Below are 17,589 nucleotides of genomic sequence, written 5' to 3' on the forward strand. Positions count from 1 at the left end.
TTTTTCCCTCTCAAGAAATCAGTTTTTCCAGATCATCGAGGGATAGACGTTTGAGGGCCTCCAGGGATTTAGCCAATTCATCCTGAACGGGCGACATTTCGACGCGCAAGGCCTCGATTCGCGCGCAGAACGCCTTGAGGGTATCGGTTTCGAACAATTCCTTGAGCGGCACCTTGTCGCCCAGACGCTCCTTGATCCGGGTCACCACCAGCGTGGCCAGCAACGAGTGCCCGCCGAGCTGGAAGAAGTTGTCGTCCAGGCCCACCTGCTCGACCTCCAGCACTTCCTGCCAGATCGTCGCCACTTCCCACTGCAAATCGCTTTGCGGCGCCTGATAGTGCTGCTGCGTCGGGCTGTCGCCCAGAGCCATCAACGCCTTGCGATCAAGCTTACCGTTGGGGGTCAACGGGATGGCGTCGATCAAATGCAAGTGGCCCGGCACCATGTGCGCCGGCAAGCGACTGGCCAGCGCGTTGCGCAGGCGTTCCGCCAACAACGCCTGATCGGTCACTGCCTGCGCCGCCACCACATAGGCATGCAGGTGTTTACCGGCGGCACCGTCCTGAGCGAGGACCACGGCTTCGCGGATCTCGTCCTGCTCCAGCAGCCGCGCTTCGATCTCGCTGAGTTCGATACGGAAGCCGCGAATCTTCACCTGATGATCGGCCCGACCGATGTACTCGATATTGCCGTCATGGCCCTGACGCACCAGATCGCCGGTGCGGTACAGCCGCTCGCCGTTACTGGCGTACGGGTTCGGCACAAAGCGTTCGGCGGTCAGCGCGGCGCGCAGCAGATAACCACGGGTCACACCGGCACCGCCCAGGTACAGCTCGGCGGGCACGCCGCCCGGCAACACTTGCAACTGGCTGTCGAGCAAATAGGCCACAGTGTTTTGCAGCGGTCGGCCGATGTTCGCCTGCCCTTGCGGCGTGCGCAGGGTGAAGGTCGAATAGGTGGTGTCTTCCGACGGCCCGTACAGATCGTAGACCTGCTGCACCGAGGTGCTCGCGTACAAGGTGTCCACCAGGCTTTGCTTGAGCGGCTCACCGGCCAGATTGATGGTCGCGACCGAATGCGGAATCTGTCCGGCACGTTGCAGCGCGGCAATCGCCGACGGCACCGTGTTGATCAGCGTGACCTGTTCGCGAGCCGGCAAATCGGCCAGTGCCAGCGCGTTGTCCGCCAGCACCAGGCAGCCACCGCAAGCGAGGGTGACGAAGATTTCCCAGACCGACAGGTCGAAGCAGATCGACGTCGACGCCAACACGCCGCGCAACTGTTCTTCACGATAAACCCCGGCCGACCACTGAATCAGCGCCGACAGGTTGCCGTGGGTGATCGCCACGCCTTTCGGTTTACCGGTCGAGCCCGAGGTGTAGATGACATAGGCCAGATTCTGCGCGGTGACATTCGCCTGCGGTGCGGTGATCGGGAACGCGCTCAAGGCGCCCTCTTCCACCAACAGCACCTCAGCGCTCAAGGTTTGTGGCAACAGCGCCAGTGCGGCGGGCTCGGTGATCAGCACGGCGGCGCGGCTGTCGTCGAGCATGTGCAGCAAGCGCTCCTGTGGATAGTCCGGATCCAGCGGCACATAGGCGCCACCGGCCTTGAGAATGGCCAGCAGGCTGACCAGCATGTCCGGCGTGCGGCGCATGCAGACACCAACCCGAATCTCCGGCTCCACGCCCAGCGTTTGCAGCTTGTGCGCCAGACGGTTGGCCCGGGCATCGAGGCCTTGGTAATCGATCTGTTGTTCGGCGAACAGCACCGCGTGTGCTTGGGGCTGACGCTGAACCTGCGCGGCGAGGTGTTCCAGCACCGTGCGGGCATCCGTTGCCGTGACGTCGGCCTTGCCCCAATCGATGGCCTGTTGACGCTGCGGTTCTGCGAGCAATTGCAGCGCACCCAGCGGTTGCGTGGCATCGGCGAGGAACTGCGTGAGCAGGCTTTCGAGTTGTGCGCTCAACGCGCTGATCGCGGTCGCAGCGAAACTGGCCTGGTCATAACTGATCCCCAGACTCAGCTCGCGACCGGTGACCGCCACCAGCGTCAGCGGGTAGTTGGTCTGTTCCTGACGACGAATCGCCGAGAACGTCAGACCGGTGGTCGGGCCTTGTTGCAAGGCTTCGGCCATCGGGTAGTTTTCGAACACCAGAATGCTGTCGAACAACGCCCCGTTACCCGCACCGGCCCAACGCTGAATCTCGTAGAGCGGCGTGTGCTCATGCTCGCGCAGCGCCAGATTGACGTCCTGCACCTGTTGCAGCCACTGGCTGACGATGATCTCAGCGGACGGCGCTGCCACCACCGGCAAAGTGTTGATGAACAGACCGATCTGTTGCTCGACGCCCGGCAAATCCGTCGGGCGCCCGGCGACCGTCGCGCCGAATGCCACATTGTCCTGCCCGGTGTAACGCTGCAGCAGTACCAGCCACGCCGCTTGCACCAAGGTGTTGAGGGTGACTTTCTGCTCGCGGGCAAAACGGTTCAGATCCGCCGTCAACGTCTCACTGAATACATGCTCGTGATCGGCGTAACCGCTGGCCACTTGCTGCGCGCCGGACAAGGCACTGGCCAGACGCGTCGGCTCATCAAGGTCCGCAAGGGCTGTCGTCCAGAAATCGCGACTGGCCTGCTGATCGCGCTGCCCCAGCCATTCGATGTAATCGCGATAACGCCCCTGCCCGACCGTCGGGGTCATGCCGGCATAACGCTGCAGCACTTCGCCGAACAACTGCGACGTGCTCCAGCCGTCCATGAGGATGTGATGGCAGGTGTAGATCAGGTGATGCGTCGCCTCATCCGTGCGCACCAGGGTCACCCGCAACAGCGGCGTACCGGTCAGGTCGAAACCGCTGGCAAGATCTTCGCCGGCCAGTTGATCCAGTGCCGTGCCGAGATCATGGCGACCGCGCCAGTCCTGCACGCGCCATGGCATCTGCGCACTCTGGCGCACCACTTGCACCGCAGCGGCGGCATCCTGTGGCCACACAAACGCCGTGCGCAGGATTTCGTGAGCATCAACGGTTTGCTGCCAGGCCTGATGGAAGCGCTCGGCATCGAGATGTTGCACATCGACGCGCAATTGGTTGGTGTAGGCCGGGCTGTGCGGATCGTTGACGCTGTGGAACAGAATGCCCTGCTGCATCGGCGACAGCGGATAGAGGTCGACGATGTCGCGGGCCGGAATAGGCAATGCCGAGAGTTGTGCCTGGGTCAGCGTTGCCAGACTGAAGTCCGACGGCGTGACAGCCGCCTCGCCACTGTCGCAGCAGTGTTCGATCAAACGCGCAAGCTCACGACGATAGGCCTCGGCCAGCGCCTCGACGGTTTCTGCGCGATACATGCCGGTGCCGAAGGTCCAGGTCAATTCCAGCTCACCGCCGTAGACCTGACCGTCAACGCTCAGCCAGTTACCCAACGGCGCGGCTGCGTCCTGGTTGGCCCCGGTGCTTTCACCGCTGGGCACGAACAGCGCGCCGGCGTCAGCGTTGAACGCGCCGTCGAACTGGCCGAGGTAGTTGAAGGTCACGCGCGGCTGCGGCAATGCCTGCAACTGGGCGCAACGGCTCAAGTAGCGCAGCACACCAAAGCCGATGCCTTTGCCCGGCACCGCACGCAATTGTTCCTTGATCGCGCACAGCGACGCACCCGGCGTTGCCTCGGGGGTCAGGCGCACCGGGAACAGGCTGCTGAACCAGCCTACGGTGCGGCTCAGGTCGATGTCGTCGAACAGGTCTTCACGTCCGTGACCTTCGAGCTGAATCAATACCGACGGCTGTTCGCTCCAGTCGCACAACACCCGCGCCAGCGCCGTCAGCAGCAGGTCGTTGATCTGCGTGCGATACGCCGCTGGCGCCACTTTCAACAGCTTGTGGGTCAGCGCCTGGCTCAGGCGCGAACTGGCGTGGGCGGCCTGTTCGCGGGTTTGCGTGTCCTGCGGGAAATCGCGCGGCAGTTGTGGGTCGCCGGCCTCCAGGGTCTGGCGCCAGTAGGCGCTCTCAGCGGCCAGCGCTGCGCTCTGCCCGTAACGGTGCAGATGCTCGGCCCAGCTGTGCAGCGAGCTGCTTTTGCCCGGCAGAACCAGCGGCGTACCCGCCGCCAGCGCGGTGTAAGCGTGCTGCAGATCTTCCAGCAGAATGCGCCACGACACGCCGTCGATCACCAGGTGGTGGATGACCAGCAACAAGCGTTGCTCGGCGTTCGGCAGGTTCACCAGCACCGCCCGCAGCAAATGGCCTTGTTGCAGATTCAGGCTGCGCTGGGCTTGATCGGCGAGCGCCGGCAACGCGTTCAGGCTGTCCAACTCACGGACCCACAACAGCTCTGGATCACGCTGGGTCTGCGGCGTTGCCTGCCACACGTCGCCGGACGCCTGGAAATTCAGCGTCAACGCGTCGTGCTGTTCGATCAGCGCCGCCAGCGCTGTGCGTAGGTGAGCGGCGTCGAGCAGCGTGGTCGGTTGCAACATCACCGACTGGTTCCAGTGCTGACGCTGGGCGATCGGGGTTTCGAAGAACCGTGCCTGAATCGGCAACAATGGCAACGGTCCGCGAGCTGCCGGCGCCGCAGCCGCAACGGGTTTGCCTTCGATCAGTTTGGCCACGACGGCCAGTTGGCCGATGGTCTGTTTTTCGAACAGTTGCTTGGGGCTCAGCTTGATACCCTGGCGTTTGGCCCGGGCAATGATTTGCAGGCTGAGGATCGAATCACCGCCCAGCTCGAAGAAGTTGTCGGTGCTGCCGACGCGCTCAAGCTTGAGGACATCGGCCCAAATTGCCGCGAGTTTCTCTTCGACTTCACCTTGCGGCGCGACGAAGTGCTGAGTGACCACGCCCGGCACCGGCAAGGCACGCTTGTCGAGTTTGCCGTTGGCCGTCAGCGGCAGTTGCTCGAGCAGGACGATCTGCGCCGGCACCATGTAATCCGGCAGGCACGCCTGCAATTGCTCGCGCAGCGCCTGTGCCGCTAACGAAGCACCTGCGACCGGCACACACCACACGACCAGTTGCAAACGCGTCGGGTCGTCATCCAGTGACAACGCCAGCACCGCCGCTTCACTGACGCCGTCGAGCCCGAGCAGCACGCGCGCCACTTCCGCCGGCTCCACGCGATAGCCGCGCACCTTGACCTGATCGTCGGCGCGGCCGATGAATTCCACCGCTTGCTGACGATTGCGGCGTACCCGGTCGCCGCTGCGATACACCCGCGCACCCGGCGTGCCGAATGGATCGGGCAGGAAGCGCTCGGCGGTCAGCGCCGGCTGATTCAGATAGCCCAGCGCCACGCTGTCGCCACCGATATACAACTCGCCAGCCACCTGATCGGCGACGTTGTTCAGGACATCGTCGAACACGTAGACGTGAGCGCCGGTCAGTGCGCTACCGACCGGCACGCTGCGGGTGAGCGTCAGATCAGCGACTTCATGGGCCAACACGCCCACCGTGGTTTCGCTCGGCCCATAGTGGTTGATGATGCGGCAGCCCGGTTTGAGCTGACGCACGCGCTCCACCAGCGCCGGCGAGCACGCCTCGCCGCCGACGATCAGCGCGTGGTGCGGCAGCACGTCGGCTGCCCTTGCGGCCTGCAACAACGCGGCCAGATGACCGGGGACGATTTTCAGCATGCCCACCTGGTGCGTTGCCATGTACTCGGCAAACCGGTCCGGATCGAAACCCAGCTCTTCCGGCAAGACATGCAACAGGCGCCCGGAACACAGCGCGCCGAACAGCACGGTGAAACCCAGATCCGCAGCAATGGTCGAGACCAGCGCCATGCTGCTGTCCGCCGCCGGCGCCAGTCGCTCCAGCACACCGCGGACATAACTGCCCAGCGCGCCGTGGCTGACCAGTACGCCTTTCGGTTGCCCGGTGGAGCCGGAGGTGTGAATCACGTACGCCGCTGATTGAGCGCACAACGCCACGGCCGGACAGGTGTCCGGCATTGACTGCCACTGCCGCGATGCAAAGGCGATGCCCCGACAGCCGTCAACCGCCAACCCGGACACGCGCGCATCGCCTTCGGCGCACAACAACAGCCGCGCCTGCGCCGCACCGAGCATCTGCTGCAAACGTGCATCCGGCGCCTTGACGTCCAGCGGCATGTACACCGCGCCGGCCTTGAACACCGCCAGCACACAGGTCAGCCAGTCCAGCGAGCGCTCCATCAGCACCGCCACCGGCTCGCCGACGTTCACGCCCTGCGCCAGCAGATGATGGGCCAGACGATTGGCCGCCTGATCCAGCGCCCGATAACTCAAGGCCTGATTCAGGTCGCGGGCGGCCGGCGCTTCAGGCTGGCGGGCGACTTCACGATCCCAATGCTGCAACACCAACATCGCCGGCTCGGCGGGGGCCGGAAGTGGCGCTGGCAAGGTCACCGCAACGCGGTGCAGTGGCGCTTGCGGCGCTTTCAACAACTCGCTGAACAAGCCGAGCAAGGCCGGCACAAACCCCTCGACCGTCTGTGGGCGATAGAGGTCGCTGGCATAGGTCATCTGGCCATGAATCAGCGTGCCGTCATCGGTGATGTCCAGCGCCAGATCAAAGTGAGTACCGTCCTTGTCCAGCGGATACTCCGCCACGCTCAGCCCTGGCAGGGCCATCGAACGCTGCTTCTGCATGCCGACGTTCTGGTTGAACTTGGCCTGGAACAACGGGTTGTGGCCCAGGGTGCGTTCAGCCACCAACTCGTCCACCAGTTGCTCGAACGGCAGCTCCTGATGCGCCTGGGCACCGAACGCGGCTTCACGTACACGCGCCAGCAAATCCTCGAAACTGCCGCGCTCGTCCACCTCGCATCGCAGCACCTGAGTGTTGACGAAAAAGCCGATCAGCCCTTCGACCTCAGCACGGCCACGGTTGGCATTCGGCACCCCGACACGAATGTCGCGCTGCCCGGCCTGCCGCGACAGGAACAGCGAGAACCCGGCCAGCACCAGCATGAACAGACTGATGCCCTGGCTACGCGCAAAGGCGTTGAGTTGCAGGGACAACGGCGCACCGAAATCAAAACTCAGGGTCTGGCCCTCGAAGCTTTGCGTCACAGGACGGGCAAAGTCCGGCGCCACTTCCAGCAGCGGATGCTCTTCACCCAATTGCTGGCGCCAGTAATCGAGTTGCCGTTCGCCCTCGCCGGCTTCCAGCCAGCGCCGCTGCCAGATCGCGTAGTCGGCGTATTGCAGCGTCAGTGCCGGCAATTGCGGCTCGCGTTCAAGGCTGAAGGCCTGGTAGCACTGGACGAATTCCTTGACCATCACGTCCATCGACCAACCGTCGGAGACGATGTGGTGCATGCTCACCACCAACACGAATTCTTCTTCGGCCAGCGCAAACAGGCTGGCACGCAACAGCGGCCCGTGGCGCAAATCGAACGGCCGCGCCGTGATGGTCTGCACCTGTTGCGCCAAGGCAGATTCGCGTTCCGAATCAGGCAGACTGGTGAGGTCGATGCGTTCCAGTGTCAGCGGTTGCTGATCAAGAATCACCTGATGCGGCTGATCGCCGTCGGTCTGGAACACTGTGCGCAGCACTTCATGGCGTAGCACCAGATGATCGAAGGAACGTTGTAGCGCCGTCTCGTCCAGACGCCCGTTCAGACGCAAGCCGGCGGCCATGTTGTAAGCGGCACTCTGCGGTTCGAGTTGCCAGAGAAACAGCAAGCGCTGCTGGGCAAACGACAACGGAATCTGCGCGACATCGTGACGACTGACCGGCAGCGGCAACAGGCTGAAGTCCTTGCCGTCTTCACGCAGCTTGGCCAAAAACAGCCGACGCTGTTCCAGCGGCAAGCCGACGAACCTTTTCGCGATGCGCTCCGCCATGGTGCCGCTCATACTTCCTCTCCTTCCAAAGCATTCATGAACTGATCCATGTCGGACCAGTCGTCGTTCGTTGCGCCGTCAGCCAGTTGCGCAAGCACCGCCGCCAGATCGGCCAGTACCGGTTTCTCGAACAGGCTGCGCAGCGGCAAAACAACGCCCAATTGAGTTTTGATACGCGCAATCACCTGCGCGGCCAGCAACGAATGGCCACCCAGTTCAAAGAAGTGATCATCCAGACCGATCCGCGATACTTGCAGGACCTCTGCCCAGATCTGCGCCAGTTGTTGCTCGGTGTCCGTTTGCGGTGCGCGATAGTCGCCCTGCAACTGCACAGGATCCGGCGCGGGCAACGCCTTGCGATCGAGCTTGCCGCTCGGCGTCAGCGGCAGGTTCGCCAGCAACAGCAGATGGCCCGGCACCATGTAGTCCGGCAGATCGGCTTGCAGCGCCGCCCGGATTTGCTGACGGAACGCCGCTTGCGTCGCCGCGCTGTCGAGCACGGCCTGATCGCTGACCACGTAGGCCACCAGTTGCAAACCACCACTGAGCGGCACCGCCAGCACCACCGCCTCGCGGATGCCCGGGCACTGTTGCAGGCGCGATTCGATTTCGCCCAGCTCGATACGGAAGCCGCGAATCTTCACTTGATGATCGACCCGACCGACGTACTCCAGCGCACCATCGGCGCGTAGTCGGGCGCGGTCGCCGGAACGGTACAGGCGCTGGCCGTCAGCGAACGGATCAGCGATAAAGCGCTCGGCGCTGAGCATCGGCTGACGGTGATAGCCACGCGCCAGGCCCGGTCCGCCGATATACAACTCGCCCACCGCACCTTGCGGCAGCAGGTTCAAATCATCGTCCAGCACGTACAAACGACGCGCGTCGAGACCTTGTCCGATCGGGATGCCGCGCCACGACACGGCGTCCGCCGTCAGTGCCGTGCAGTCATGAATGGTCGAAACCACCGTGGCCTCGGTCGGCCCGTAGGTATTGAGCAATCGCACATGGCCCAACCCGGCCTGTTGCCATAGACGCAAACCGTCCACCGCCATGGCTTCGCCGCCGACATGAATCTGCCGCAACGCAGCGAAACCGCTCGGTGGGTTGGCGGCGTATTCCTGCACCAGCCAATACCAGTAAGCGGCGGGCAAGTCGGCCAGGGTGATGCCGTGTTCGAGGATGACCTGATGCAACGCCGCGCTGTCCCACAACCGCGCATCACGCAGCACGACAGCAGCGCCGTGGCACAGTGGCGGGAAAAACTGCTCGACGAAGCCGTCGAAACTGCTGGTGGCGAATTGCAGGACCCGGTCGCCTTCACGCAGGTCGCTGTAATCGATGGCGCGGTCGATGAACTCGCTCAACGCGCCGTGACTGATCGCCACGCCTTTCGGGCGCCCGGTCGAGCCTGAGGTGTAGATCACGTAGGCGAGGTTTTGCGCCTCGACCGTCACCGAAAGATTGTCGACCTGCCCGTCATCGGCCAACTGCTCCAGACACAGGCAGTCGACACCGTCGAGAGCCGGCAGGCTGGCGAGACTTTCGCGATCAGTCAGCAGCAGTTTCAGGCCACTGTCATCGAGCACGTGGCGCAAACGTTCGGCCGGTGTTTGCGGATCCAGCGGCACGTAAGCGCCGCCAGCCTTGAGCACTGCCAGTAGCGCCACCGCCAGTTCCAGCGAGCGCCCCAGCGCCACACCGACCAGCACGTCAGGGCCGACACCGCGAGCGCGTAACTGGTGGGCCAGACGATTGCTGCGGGTGTTCAACTCGGCGTAGCTGAGTGACGGCGACGGCTCGGTCGCCAGGATCACCGCCGCTGCCTGCGGCGTTCGCGTTACTTGCGCTTCGAAGCGTGTTTGCACACTGGCGAATAGCGGATCGGCCTCGGTGCTCTGAATCAATTGCGCGTGCTCGACGTCCGCCAGCAGCGCAACTTCGCTGATCAATTGCTGAGGGTCACGGCACACGGAGGCCAGAATGTTGCGCCAATGTCCGGCCATCGCGGCGATGGTCGCGGCGTCAAAAATATCGGTGGCGTAGGTGAAGGCAGCGAACAGTTGCTCGCCCTCCTCGCGGGTGTCGAGCATCAGGTCACTGGTAGCGGCATGTTGGCGACCGCTGCCGGCCAGTTGCTCTTCAGTCAAATAGCCGACCTGCAACCCCGATTCCAGTTGCACATGCTGCAAATCGGTCACCAGCGGCTGGTGGTTGAACATCACCTGGAACAGCGGGTTGTGGCTTTGGCTGCGCGCCGGTTGCAGCGCTTCGATCAGCGCGTCGAACGGCAACTCCTGATGAACCTGAGCACCGAGCGCGGCTTGACGCAGGTTCTGCAACAGATCGGCAAAACGCGTTTGTGCGGTGACTTCGCTGCGCAGGATTTGCGTGTTGACGAAGAAGCCGATCAGCCCTTCGGTTTCGCTGCGGGTGCGGTTGGCGATCAGCCCGCCGACACGAATGTCGGTCTGGCCGCTGTAGCGGTGCAACAAGGTTTTGAAAGCGGCCAACAGCACCACGAACAGAGTTACGCCCTGACGCTGGGCGAGGCTTTTCAGCTCCTGGCGCAGCGCTGCGTCGATGACCGTTTCCAGCCGCGCCCCCTGATGACTTGATTGCGCCGGATAGGCGCGGTCAGTCGGCAATTCAAGCACCGGGTGTTCGTCACCCAATTGCGCGCGCCAGTAATCCAGTTGCCGCTCGCGCTCGCCCGCCTCCAGCCAACTGCGCTGCCACAGCGCGTAATCGCGGTAATGCACGGTGAGTGCCGGCAACGATGGCTCGCGCCCCGCGACCAGGGCGTCGTAGGTGCGCATGAACTCGTCGATGAGAATGTTCATCGACCAGCCATCGGCAATGATGTGGTGCAAGGTCAACAGCAGCACGTGCTCCTGCTCGGCCAGACGCAACAGGCGCAGGCTCAGCAGCGGGCCGTTTTCCAGGTCGAACGCCTGCGTGGCCTCGGCCATCATGTGCTGCTGCGCCAGAGGCCAACGCTGGGCCTCGGGGACGGCACTCAGATCGGTGATGACCAGCTTCAGAGGCTGAGGCTCGGCGACGCGCTGAAAAGCGCGCTCGCCTTCCTGACCGAAGGTGGTGCGCAGGCACTCATGCCGCGCCGCCAAAAGGCTGAATGCCTGCTCCAGAGCCTGCACTTGCAGATCGCCCGTCAGGCGCACGGCCATCGGCAAGTTGTAAGCAGCACTGTGCGGGTCCAGCTGCCAGAGAAACCACATCCGCTGCTGGGCATAAGACAGGCCGTCACGCTCGGCGATGCCGTCACAGGCGGTCATGGGAAGCTGCGCAAAATCGATGCCTTCGCGGGCCATGCCGGCGAGAAACAAACGGCGTTTGTCCTGCGGCAGTTCGATAAAGCGACGGGCTAGTTTCTGTGCGTCTGCGGCATTCATGCATGGGGTCCTTGCTGATCGGCGGCGTGACCAGGAGGCCCGGTCGTATCAACAAGAACGAATGACAAACGCAATGATTTAGCGCGCCGGCGCAATACCGGCCGGGCGGCACTCCCGCCAGATGCAGAAATGCCGAAGCCGCGGCAAGAGCGGCTTCGGCAAGCGTTCAGACAAACGCCGGGATCGCTCAGCGAGCGTCCAGAGAATGCCCCTCGGCCATGGCGACAATCACTTTGCGCGGGCCTTCAAACGGCGATCGCGCGTGGGCCGACAGCATGTTGTCGAGCATCAGCACATCGCCTTCCTGCCAAGGGAAGCTGATCGCGCACTCGTCGAGCACTGCGCGAATCTGCGCCAGCACCTCATCTTCAATGGCCGAGCCGTCGCCGTAATAAACATTACGCGGCAAGTCCTCTTCGTCGACGATGTCCAGCAGGCTTTCGCGCACTTCCGCTTGCAGGTTGGAAATGTGGAACAAGTGCGCCTGATTGAACCAGACGTTGTCGCCGGTCACCGGATGCACCGCCACCGCCTGACAGGTCTGACGGGTGCGCAGCTCACCGTCGTCCTTCCATTCGCAAACAATGCCGTGGGCCTTGCAGTAGACCTCGACGACCTCGCGATCCTCGGTGTTGAACACATCTTCCCAGGCCACATCCAGACCATTGCCGAAGTTGCGCACATACATCAGGCCTTTGTTGACGAAGCGCTCGCGAATCGCCGCCGGAATACGTCGATAGACTTCACGGCTGTCGGCAATCGGCGTTTCGCCACCGGACTTGGCCGCGATCATGCTGTAGAACCAGATCTTCATCGGCCAGTCGCGGGAATAGGCCTGCTCGTTGTGCAGCGGAATGCTTTGGTGCGCCGGGTATTCGGTGGACGTGTACACGCCTTGCGTCACGTTGGTACGCGGCGTCGAGCCGAATTCATAGTTCAACAGCGGGTGGCCGAAACTGGCCGCGAACTGACGGAACTGTTCAGCACCGTTCAGACGGAATCCACGGAACAGCACCCCGCCATCGCGCAGCAAATGTTCGTCCACCAGCTCTTTCAATTCATCGAACACCGCCAAAAGGTCGGTGTCCGCATCGGTCGCTTCCACCAACAACGGCAAGCGCCCCCGTTGCGGCAGCAGCGGCCGAACGGAAAATCCCACAGCAACAGCCATGACTGGCCTCCTGTAATCACTCGATAGGTGAACCGCGCACTAAAACGCCGGTGCCGCTGCCTGCGCATGGCGGCGGTGGTGGACTTCCAGATGGGTCTTGATCGTGCGGATGACCCGGGCTTCGTGTTCATGGATGAAGAAATGCCCGCCGGTCATCATGTCCACGGAAAAACTGCCCAGGGTTTCTTTGCTCCAGCCGATCAGTTGTTCGGTGGTCGCGCGGTCTTCCTTGCCGCCCAGCACGTGCACCGGGCAATTGAGCAAGGGCCGCTGCGCCGGCGTGAAACGTCCGCACATCATGAAGTCGGCACGCAGCACCGGCAGCGTCAGGCTCATCAGTTCCTGGTTGGCCAGCACTTCCTCACTGGTGCCTTGAAAGGTGCGCAACTGCTCGATCAACTCGTCATCGCTGCGCGCCTCGGCAAAGCCGCGATCGTAGTCACTGCGCATGGTCGGGGCGGCCGTGCCGGAAGCGAACAACGCCACCGGCTCCGGCGCACCGAGTTCGCGAAAAGCATGCGCCATTTCGCACGCCAGCAGCGCACCCAGGCTATGCCCGAACAGGGCATAAGGCGTCTGCAAGCCGGGCTTGTGCTCACGGGCCAATTGGCCGGCCAGCGCACGCATGTCGATCTGCAAGGGTTCGTCGAAACGGGCACCGCGCCCGGGCAATTCCACCGGTTGCAGGTGCAGCCACGACGGCAGTTGGCGCCGCCAGCGGCTGTAGACCATGGCGCTGGCGCCCGAATAGGGCAGGCACAGCAGTGTCAGCTTTGTCACCGCGTTTACCTCAATAGGGTTATCTGTAAAAGAGAACGGATGAGGCGACGCGGGAATTAGTCGGTTGGTTGATCACTTCAGATGACGGAAACTCTGCACCGCCGACGCGAGGACCACCGCCCCGGCGGCAATCGCCAGCCAGAAGCCACTGCGCGCGCCAAAGGCATCGACCAGCGCACCGGAACCGGCGGCGCCGATGGCAACGCCGATGCTCAGACCGGTCACCAGCCAGGTCAGGCCTTCGGTGAGTTTGGCCGGCGGTACGATGCGTTCGACCAGTGCCATCGCGACAATCAGGGTCGGCGCAAAGAACAGCCCGGCAATGAAAACCGCCAGCGCCAGGCCGAGAATGTTGCTCGCCAGCAATAGCGGCAACGTCGTCACTGCCGTTGCCACTCCGCCATACAGAAACAGTCGCGGCAGCGGCAGTTTCGAACGCATCGCCCCAAACGCGATCCCGGCCAGACACGAACCGATGGCATACACCGACAGCACAATGCTCGCCGCTGCCGGTTGCCCCTGTTGTTGGGCAAACGCGACGCTGACGACATCGACCACACCGACAATCACGCCCATGGCGATCATCAAGGCCAACAACAGCTGAATATCTGTCGAGCCGATAATCGAACCGTGATGTTCAGACGCGTGCGGATGCACCGGCGGCTCGGTGCTGCGCTGGGCGACAAACGCCGTCACGCCGATCGCCAGCGCGAGCAACGCCGCCAGCGGCCCGGCTTCGGGAAACACCGCCACGCACAGCCCCACCGACAGCGGTGGGCCGACGATGAAACAAACTTCATCAAGCACCGACTCCAGCGCATACGCGGTCTGCAATTGCGGCTGGCCGCGATAGATTTCCGTCCAGCGCGCCCGCACCATCGCCGACATACTCGGCATGCACCCAGCGAGCGCGGCGAACACAAACAGCGTCCAGGTCGGCGCCTGCAACCGTGTACACAGCAGCAACATCAACAGCGCGCCACCACCGATCAATGCCGAAATGGGCAGCACTTTGCCCTGACCGAAGCGGTCCACCAGTCGCGAAACCTGCGGTGCGCAAAACGCCGTGGCCAAGGCAAATGTCGCCGCCACCGCACCGGCCAGTGCGTACCCACCGTACAGCTGCGAAAGCATGGTGATCACGCCGATGCCGGTCATGGAAATCGGCATGCGCGCGATCATCCCGGCCAGCACAAAATTTCGGGCGCCGGGGGCGTTGAACAATTCGCGGTATGGGTTTGCCATCAGGTCACAGCCTCGTCAGGGGCGGCCAAGTTGCCATAGAGGCTGATGAGAGAGGAAGCGGGGAATTGTTGGTGGAATGTGAAGGCCCCATCGCGGGCAAGCCAGCTCCCACAGAGGTACTGGTCGTACATAAATTCATGTTCATCTATGTTCCCTGTGGGAGCCTGGCTTGCCAGCGATGAGGTCCATACTTTCACCACAACCCACAGAAATGAACTCTCACGCCAGGCAATCGGTCAGCTGATTAAGCCCTCAACCCAGGCGCCTCCTCTATGCACATTTCTCTCGCCGGTCAGGTAGCTCTCGTCACCGGCGCCAGTTCCGGCATTGGCCACGCTTGCGCCAAAGCCCTGGCCGCTGCCGGTGCCGCCGTGGTCATCAACTACAACCGCCAGGCCGAACCCGCCGAAGCACTCGCCCGACAAATCATCGCCGATGGCGGTCAGGCCCTGGCCATCGGTGCCGATGTCTCCAAGGAAGACGAGGTCGAACGGCTGTTCGCTGAAACCCTCGACGCTTTCGGCTCACTGGACATTCTGATCGCCAATTCCGGCCTGCAAAAAGATGCGGCGGCTGTGGATATGTCGCTGGATGACTGGAATAAGGTAATCGGCGTCAACCTCACCGGCCAGTTCCTCTGCGCCCGTGCCGCGTTGCGCATTTTCAATCGCCAAGGCATTCGCGAAGGCGTATCCCGCGCCGCCGGAAAAATCATCCACATGAGCTCGGTGCACCAGCGCATTCCGTGGGCCGGGCACGTCAATTACGCGGCGTCCAAGGGCGGTGTCGATCAGTTGATGCAGACGCTTGCCCAGGAAGTCAGTCATCAGCGCATTCGCATCAACGGTATTGCACCGGGGGCGATTCGCACGGCGATCAATAAAGAAGCCACCGAAGGCGCTGCCGGGGAAGAGCTGCTCGACCTGATTCCCTACGGGCGCATCGGCGATGTGGAAGACGTCGCCAATGCGGTGGTTTTCCTCGCCTCCGATGCTTCTGACTACATCGTCGGCACTACCCTGTTTATCGACGGCGGCATGAGCCTCTATCCGGAGTTTCGCGGCAATGGCTGAGCATCATCCAGAACGACAAAGCCCGATCGACGCCCACGGCATCATCGGCGACATGCGCAGTGCGGCACTGGTCAACGACAAGGGCAGCGTGGATTTTTTCTGCTGGCCGGAGTTCGACAGTCCGTCGATTTTCTGTTCGTTGCTGGATACGCCCGACGCGGGGATTTTCCAGTTGGCGCCAGCCTTGCCCGATGCCCGCCGCGAGCAGATTTACCTGCCGGACACCAACGTCCTGCAAACCCGCTGGCTCAGTGACGATGCCGTGGTGGAAATCACCGACATGCTGCCGGTGGGTGACAGCGAAGATGACTTGCCACTGCTGATGCGCCGTGTGCGGGTGGTCAGCGGCGAGGCGAATTTCCACATGCGCTGCGCGGTACGCCACGACTATGCCCGTGCCGACACTCGCGCGGCGCTGGATAAGAATGACGTGGTGTTCAGCGCCAGCGGGCAACCGACGCTGCGCCTGGCTTCTGATCAGCCCTTGCAGGTGGACGCCGCAGCGGCGATTGCCCGCTTCACCCTCAAGCAGGATCAGACGGCGGCCTTCATGCTCGGCGCCAGCGACGATCCGCGCTTCGCCGAAGGCGCCGGCGACTTCTGTATGGAGCGCACGCTGAAGTTCTGGCGCGACTGGATCGGCCAGTCGATTTACCGCGGACGCTGGCGGGAAATGGTCAACCGCTCTGCCCTCGCGCTCAAGCTGCTGACCTCGCGCAAACACGGCGCGATCCTCGCCGCCGCGACCTTCGGCCTGCCGGAAACGCCCGGCGGCGAACGCAACTGGGATTATCGCTACACCTGGATCCGCGATGCGTCGTTCACGGTTTACGCGTTCATGCGTCTGGGTTTTGTCGGCGAAGCCAACGACTACATGCGCTGGCTGCGCCATCGGGTCAGCGATTGCCATGGTCAGCCGATGAAACTCAACATCTTGTACGCCATCGACGGCCGACAGGAATTGCCGGAAACCGAACTGGACAACCTGTCCGGGCATGGCGGCGCCCGACCGGTGCGCATCGGCAATGGCGCGTATGACCAGATTCAGCTGGATATCTTCGGCGAGCTGATGGACGCGGTGTATCTGGTCAACAAGTACGGCGACGCGATTTCCCACGAAGGCTGGAAACACGTGCGCGAAGTGGTCGATCAAGTCTGTGAGACGTGGCAGACCACGGATGTAGGCATTTGGGAAATGCGCGGTGAGCAGCATCACTTTCTGCACTCACGGCTGATGTGCTGGGTGGCACTGGATCGGGCGATTCGTTTGGCTTCAAAACGCTCGTTGCCGGCACCGTTCGCCCAGTGGGATCAAACCCGCCAGGCAATCTACGCCGACATCTGGGACAACTTCTGGGACGAAGAGCGCGGGCATTTTGTCCAGTACAAGGGCGGCACCGCACTCGACGGCTCGATGCTGCTGATGCCGCTGGTGCGTTTCGTCAGCGCCAAGGATCCGCGCTGGCTCTCGACCCTCGAAGCCATTGAAAAGCATCTGGTACGCGACGGCATGGTTTACCGCTATCGCAACGATGACGCCAACATCGACGGCTTGACCGGCACCGAAGGCGCGTTTGCCGCGTGTTCGTTCTGGTACGTCGAATGCCTGGCCCGCGCCGGTCAGGTGGAAAAGGCCCATCTGGAGTTTGAACAGTTGCTGCGCTACGCCAATCCGCTGGGGCTGTACGCCGAAGAATTCGACAGCCATGGCCGGCATCTGGGCAATACCCCGCAAGCGCTGACGCATCTGGCGTTGATCAGTGCGGCGAGTTTTCTGGATCGACGGTTGAGTGGGGAAAAGAGTGAGTGGCAGCCGTAAAGCTCGCCACTTTCTGTAGGAGATATTCCACAAAACTGTGCTTTAGCGGGCTATTCCCTACGCAGCAATCAGCAGAGTGACACCCCTGTGGTGAGGGGATTTATCCCCGATGGGCTGCGAAGCAGCCCCCAACCCTGCGTCCCCACTCCTCCAGAAATACCGCATTCACTGACTTTGCGACTGCTGCGCAACCGGTCGGGGCGGTGCGACGTTTCGCTAAATCCCCTCACCACAATTGCGCAGCTCAGCCCCTACATCTTCTAAAC

At 62.7% G+C, this 17,589-nt stretch carries 7 protein-coding genes; 2 read left to right on the forward strand and 5 right to left on the reverse strand.

Annotated elements, in window-relative coordinates; all coding sequences use genetic code 11:
* Nucleotides 1–10: 10 nt before the first annotated feature.
* From AC3WMT_RS28515 to AC3WMT_RS28535, 5 genes are all read right to left on the reverse strand, one after another.
* Nucleotides 11–7,837 carry a non-ribosomal peptide synthetase gene (locus tag AC3WMT_RS28515; protein ID WP_103306720.1) on the reverse strand — a complete coding sequence of 2,609 codons (7,827 nt, stop codon included), beginning with the start codon at nucleotides 7,835–7,837 and terminating at the stop codon, nucleotides 11–13.
* Nucleotides 7,834–11,235: a non-ribosomal peptide synthetase gene (locus AC3WMT_RS28520; RefSeq protein ID WP_103306719.1), complete on the reverse strand. Its 3,402-nt coding sequence runs from the start codon at nucleotides 11,233–11,235 to the stop codon at nucleotides 7,834–7,836. The genes AC3WMT_RS28515 and AC3WMT_RS28520 overlap by 4 nt, the downstream gene beginning before the upstream one ends.
* 187 nt (nucleotides 11,236–11,422) lie before the next feature.
* On the reverse strand, nucleotides 11,423–12,406 hold the full coding sequence (locus AC3WMT_RS28525) for a TauD/TfdA family dioxygenase (RefSeq protein WP_103306718.1): 984 nt from the start codon (nucleotides 12,404–12,406) through the stop codon (nucleotides 11,423–11,425).
* Nucleotides 12,407–12,445: 39 nt separating this feature from the next.
* Nucleotides 12,446–13,186 carry a thioesterase II family protein gene (locus tag AC3WMT_RS28530; RefSeq protein ID WP_103306717.1) on the reverse strand — a complete coding sequence of 247 codons (741 nt, stop codon included), beginning with the start codon at nucleotides 13,184–13,186 and terminating at the stop codon, nucleotides 12,446–12,448.
* A 72-nt stretch (nucleotides 13,187–13,258) separates the two neighbouring features.
* A complete protein-coding gene (locus AC3WMT_RS28535; RefSeq protein ID WP_103306716.1) occupies nucleotides 13,259–14,431 on the reverse strand; it encodes an MFS transporter in 1,173 nt (390 codons plus the stop codon).
* A 272-nt stretch (nucleotides 14,432–14,703) separates the two neighbouring features.
* On the opposite strand from AC3WMT_RS28535, the gene AC3WMT_RS28540 reads away from it, so the two are divergent.
* On the forward strand, nucleotides 14,704–15,504 hold the full coding sequence (locus AC3WMT_RS28540; protein ID WP_103306715.1) for a glucose 1-dehydrogenase: 801 nt from the start codon (nucleotides 14,704–14,706) through the stop codon (nucleotides 15,502–15,504).
* Nucleotides 15,497–17,323, forward strand: coding sequence for a glycoside hydrolase family 15 protein (locus tag AC3WMT_RS28545; protein WP_103306714.1), 1,827 nt, complete (start codon nucleotides 15,497–15,499; stop codon nucleotides 17,321–17,323). Before AC3WMT_RS28540 ends, AC3WMT_RS28545 begins: the two co-directional genes overlap by 8 nt.
* The last annotated feature ends 266 nt before the right edge of the window (nucleotides 17,324–17,589 follow it).

It is taken from the genome of Pseudomonas sp. FW305-7 (genome assembly GCF_058786735.1).

Coding starts and splice junctions, on each gene's coding strand:
- AC3WMT_RS28535 (WP_103306716.1), bottom strand. CDS start 14,431: ATGGCAAACCCATACCGCGAATTGTTCAACGCCCCCGGCGCCCGAAAT.
- AC3WMT_RS28545 (WP_103306714.1), top strand. CDS start 15,497: ATGGCTGAGCATCATCCAGAACGACAAAGCCCGATCGACGCCCACGGC.
- AC3WMT_RS28540 (WP_103306715.1), top strand. CDS start 14,704: ATGCACATTTCTCTCGCCGGTCAGGTAGCTCTCGTCACCGGCGCCAGT.
- AC3WMT_RS28520 (WP_103306719.1), bottom strand. CDS start 11,235: ATGAATGCCGCAGACGCACAGAAACTAGCCCGTCGCTTTATCGAACTG.
- AC3WMT_RS28525 (WP_103306718.1), bottom strand. CDS start 12,406: ATGGCTGTTGCTGTGGGATTTTCCGTTCGGCCGCTGCTGCCGCAACGG.
- AC3WMT_RS28515 (WP_103306720.1), bottom strand. CDS start 7,837: ATGAGCGGCACCATGGCGGAGCGCATCGCGAAAAGGTTCGTCGGCTTG.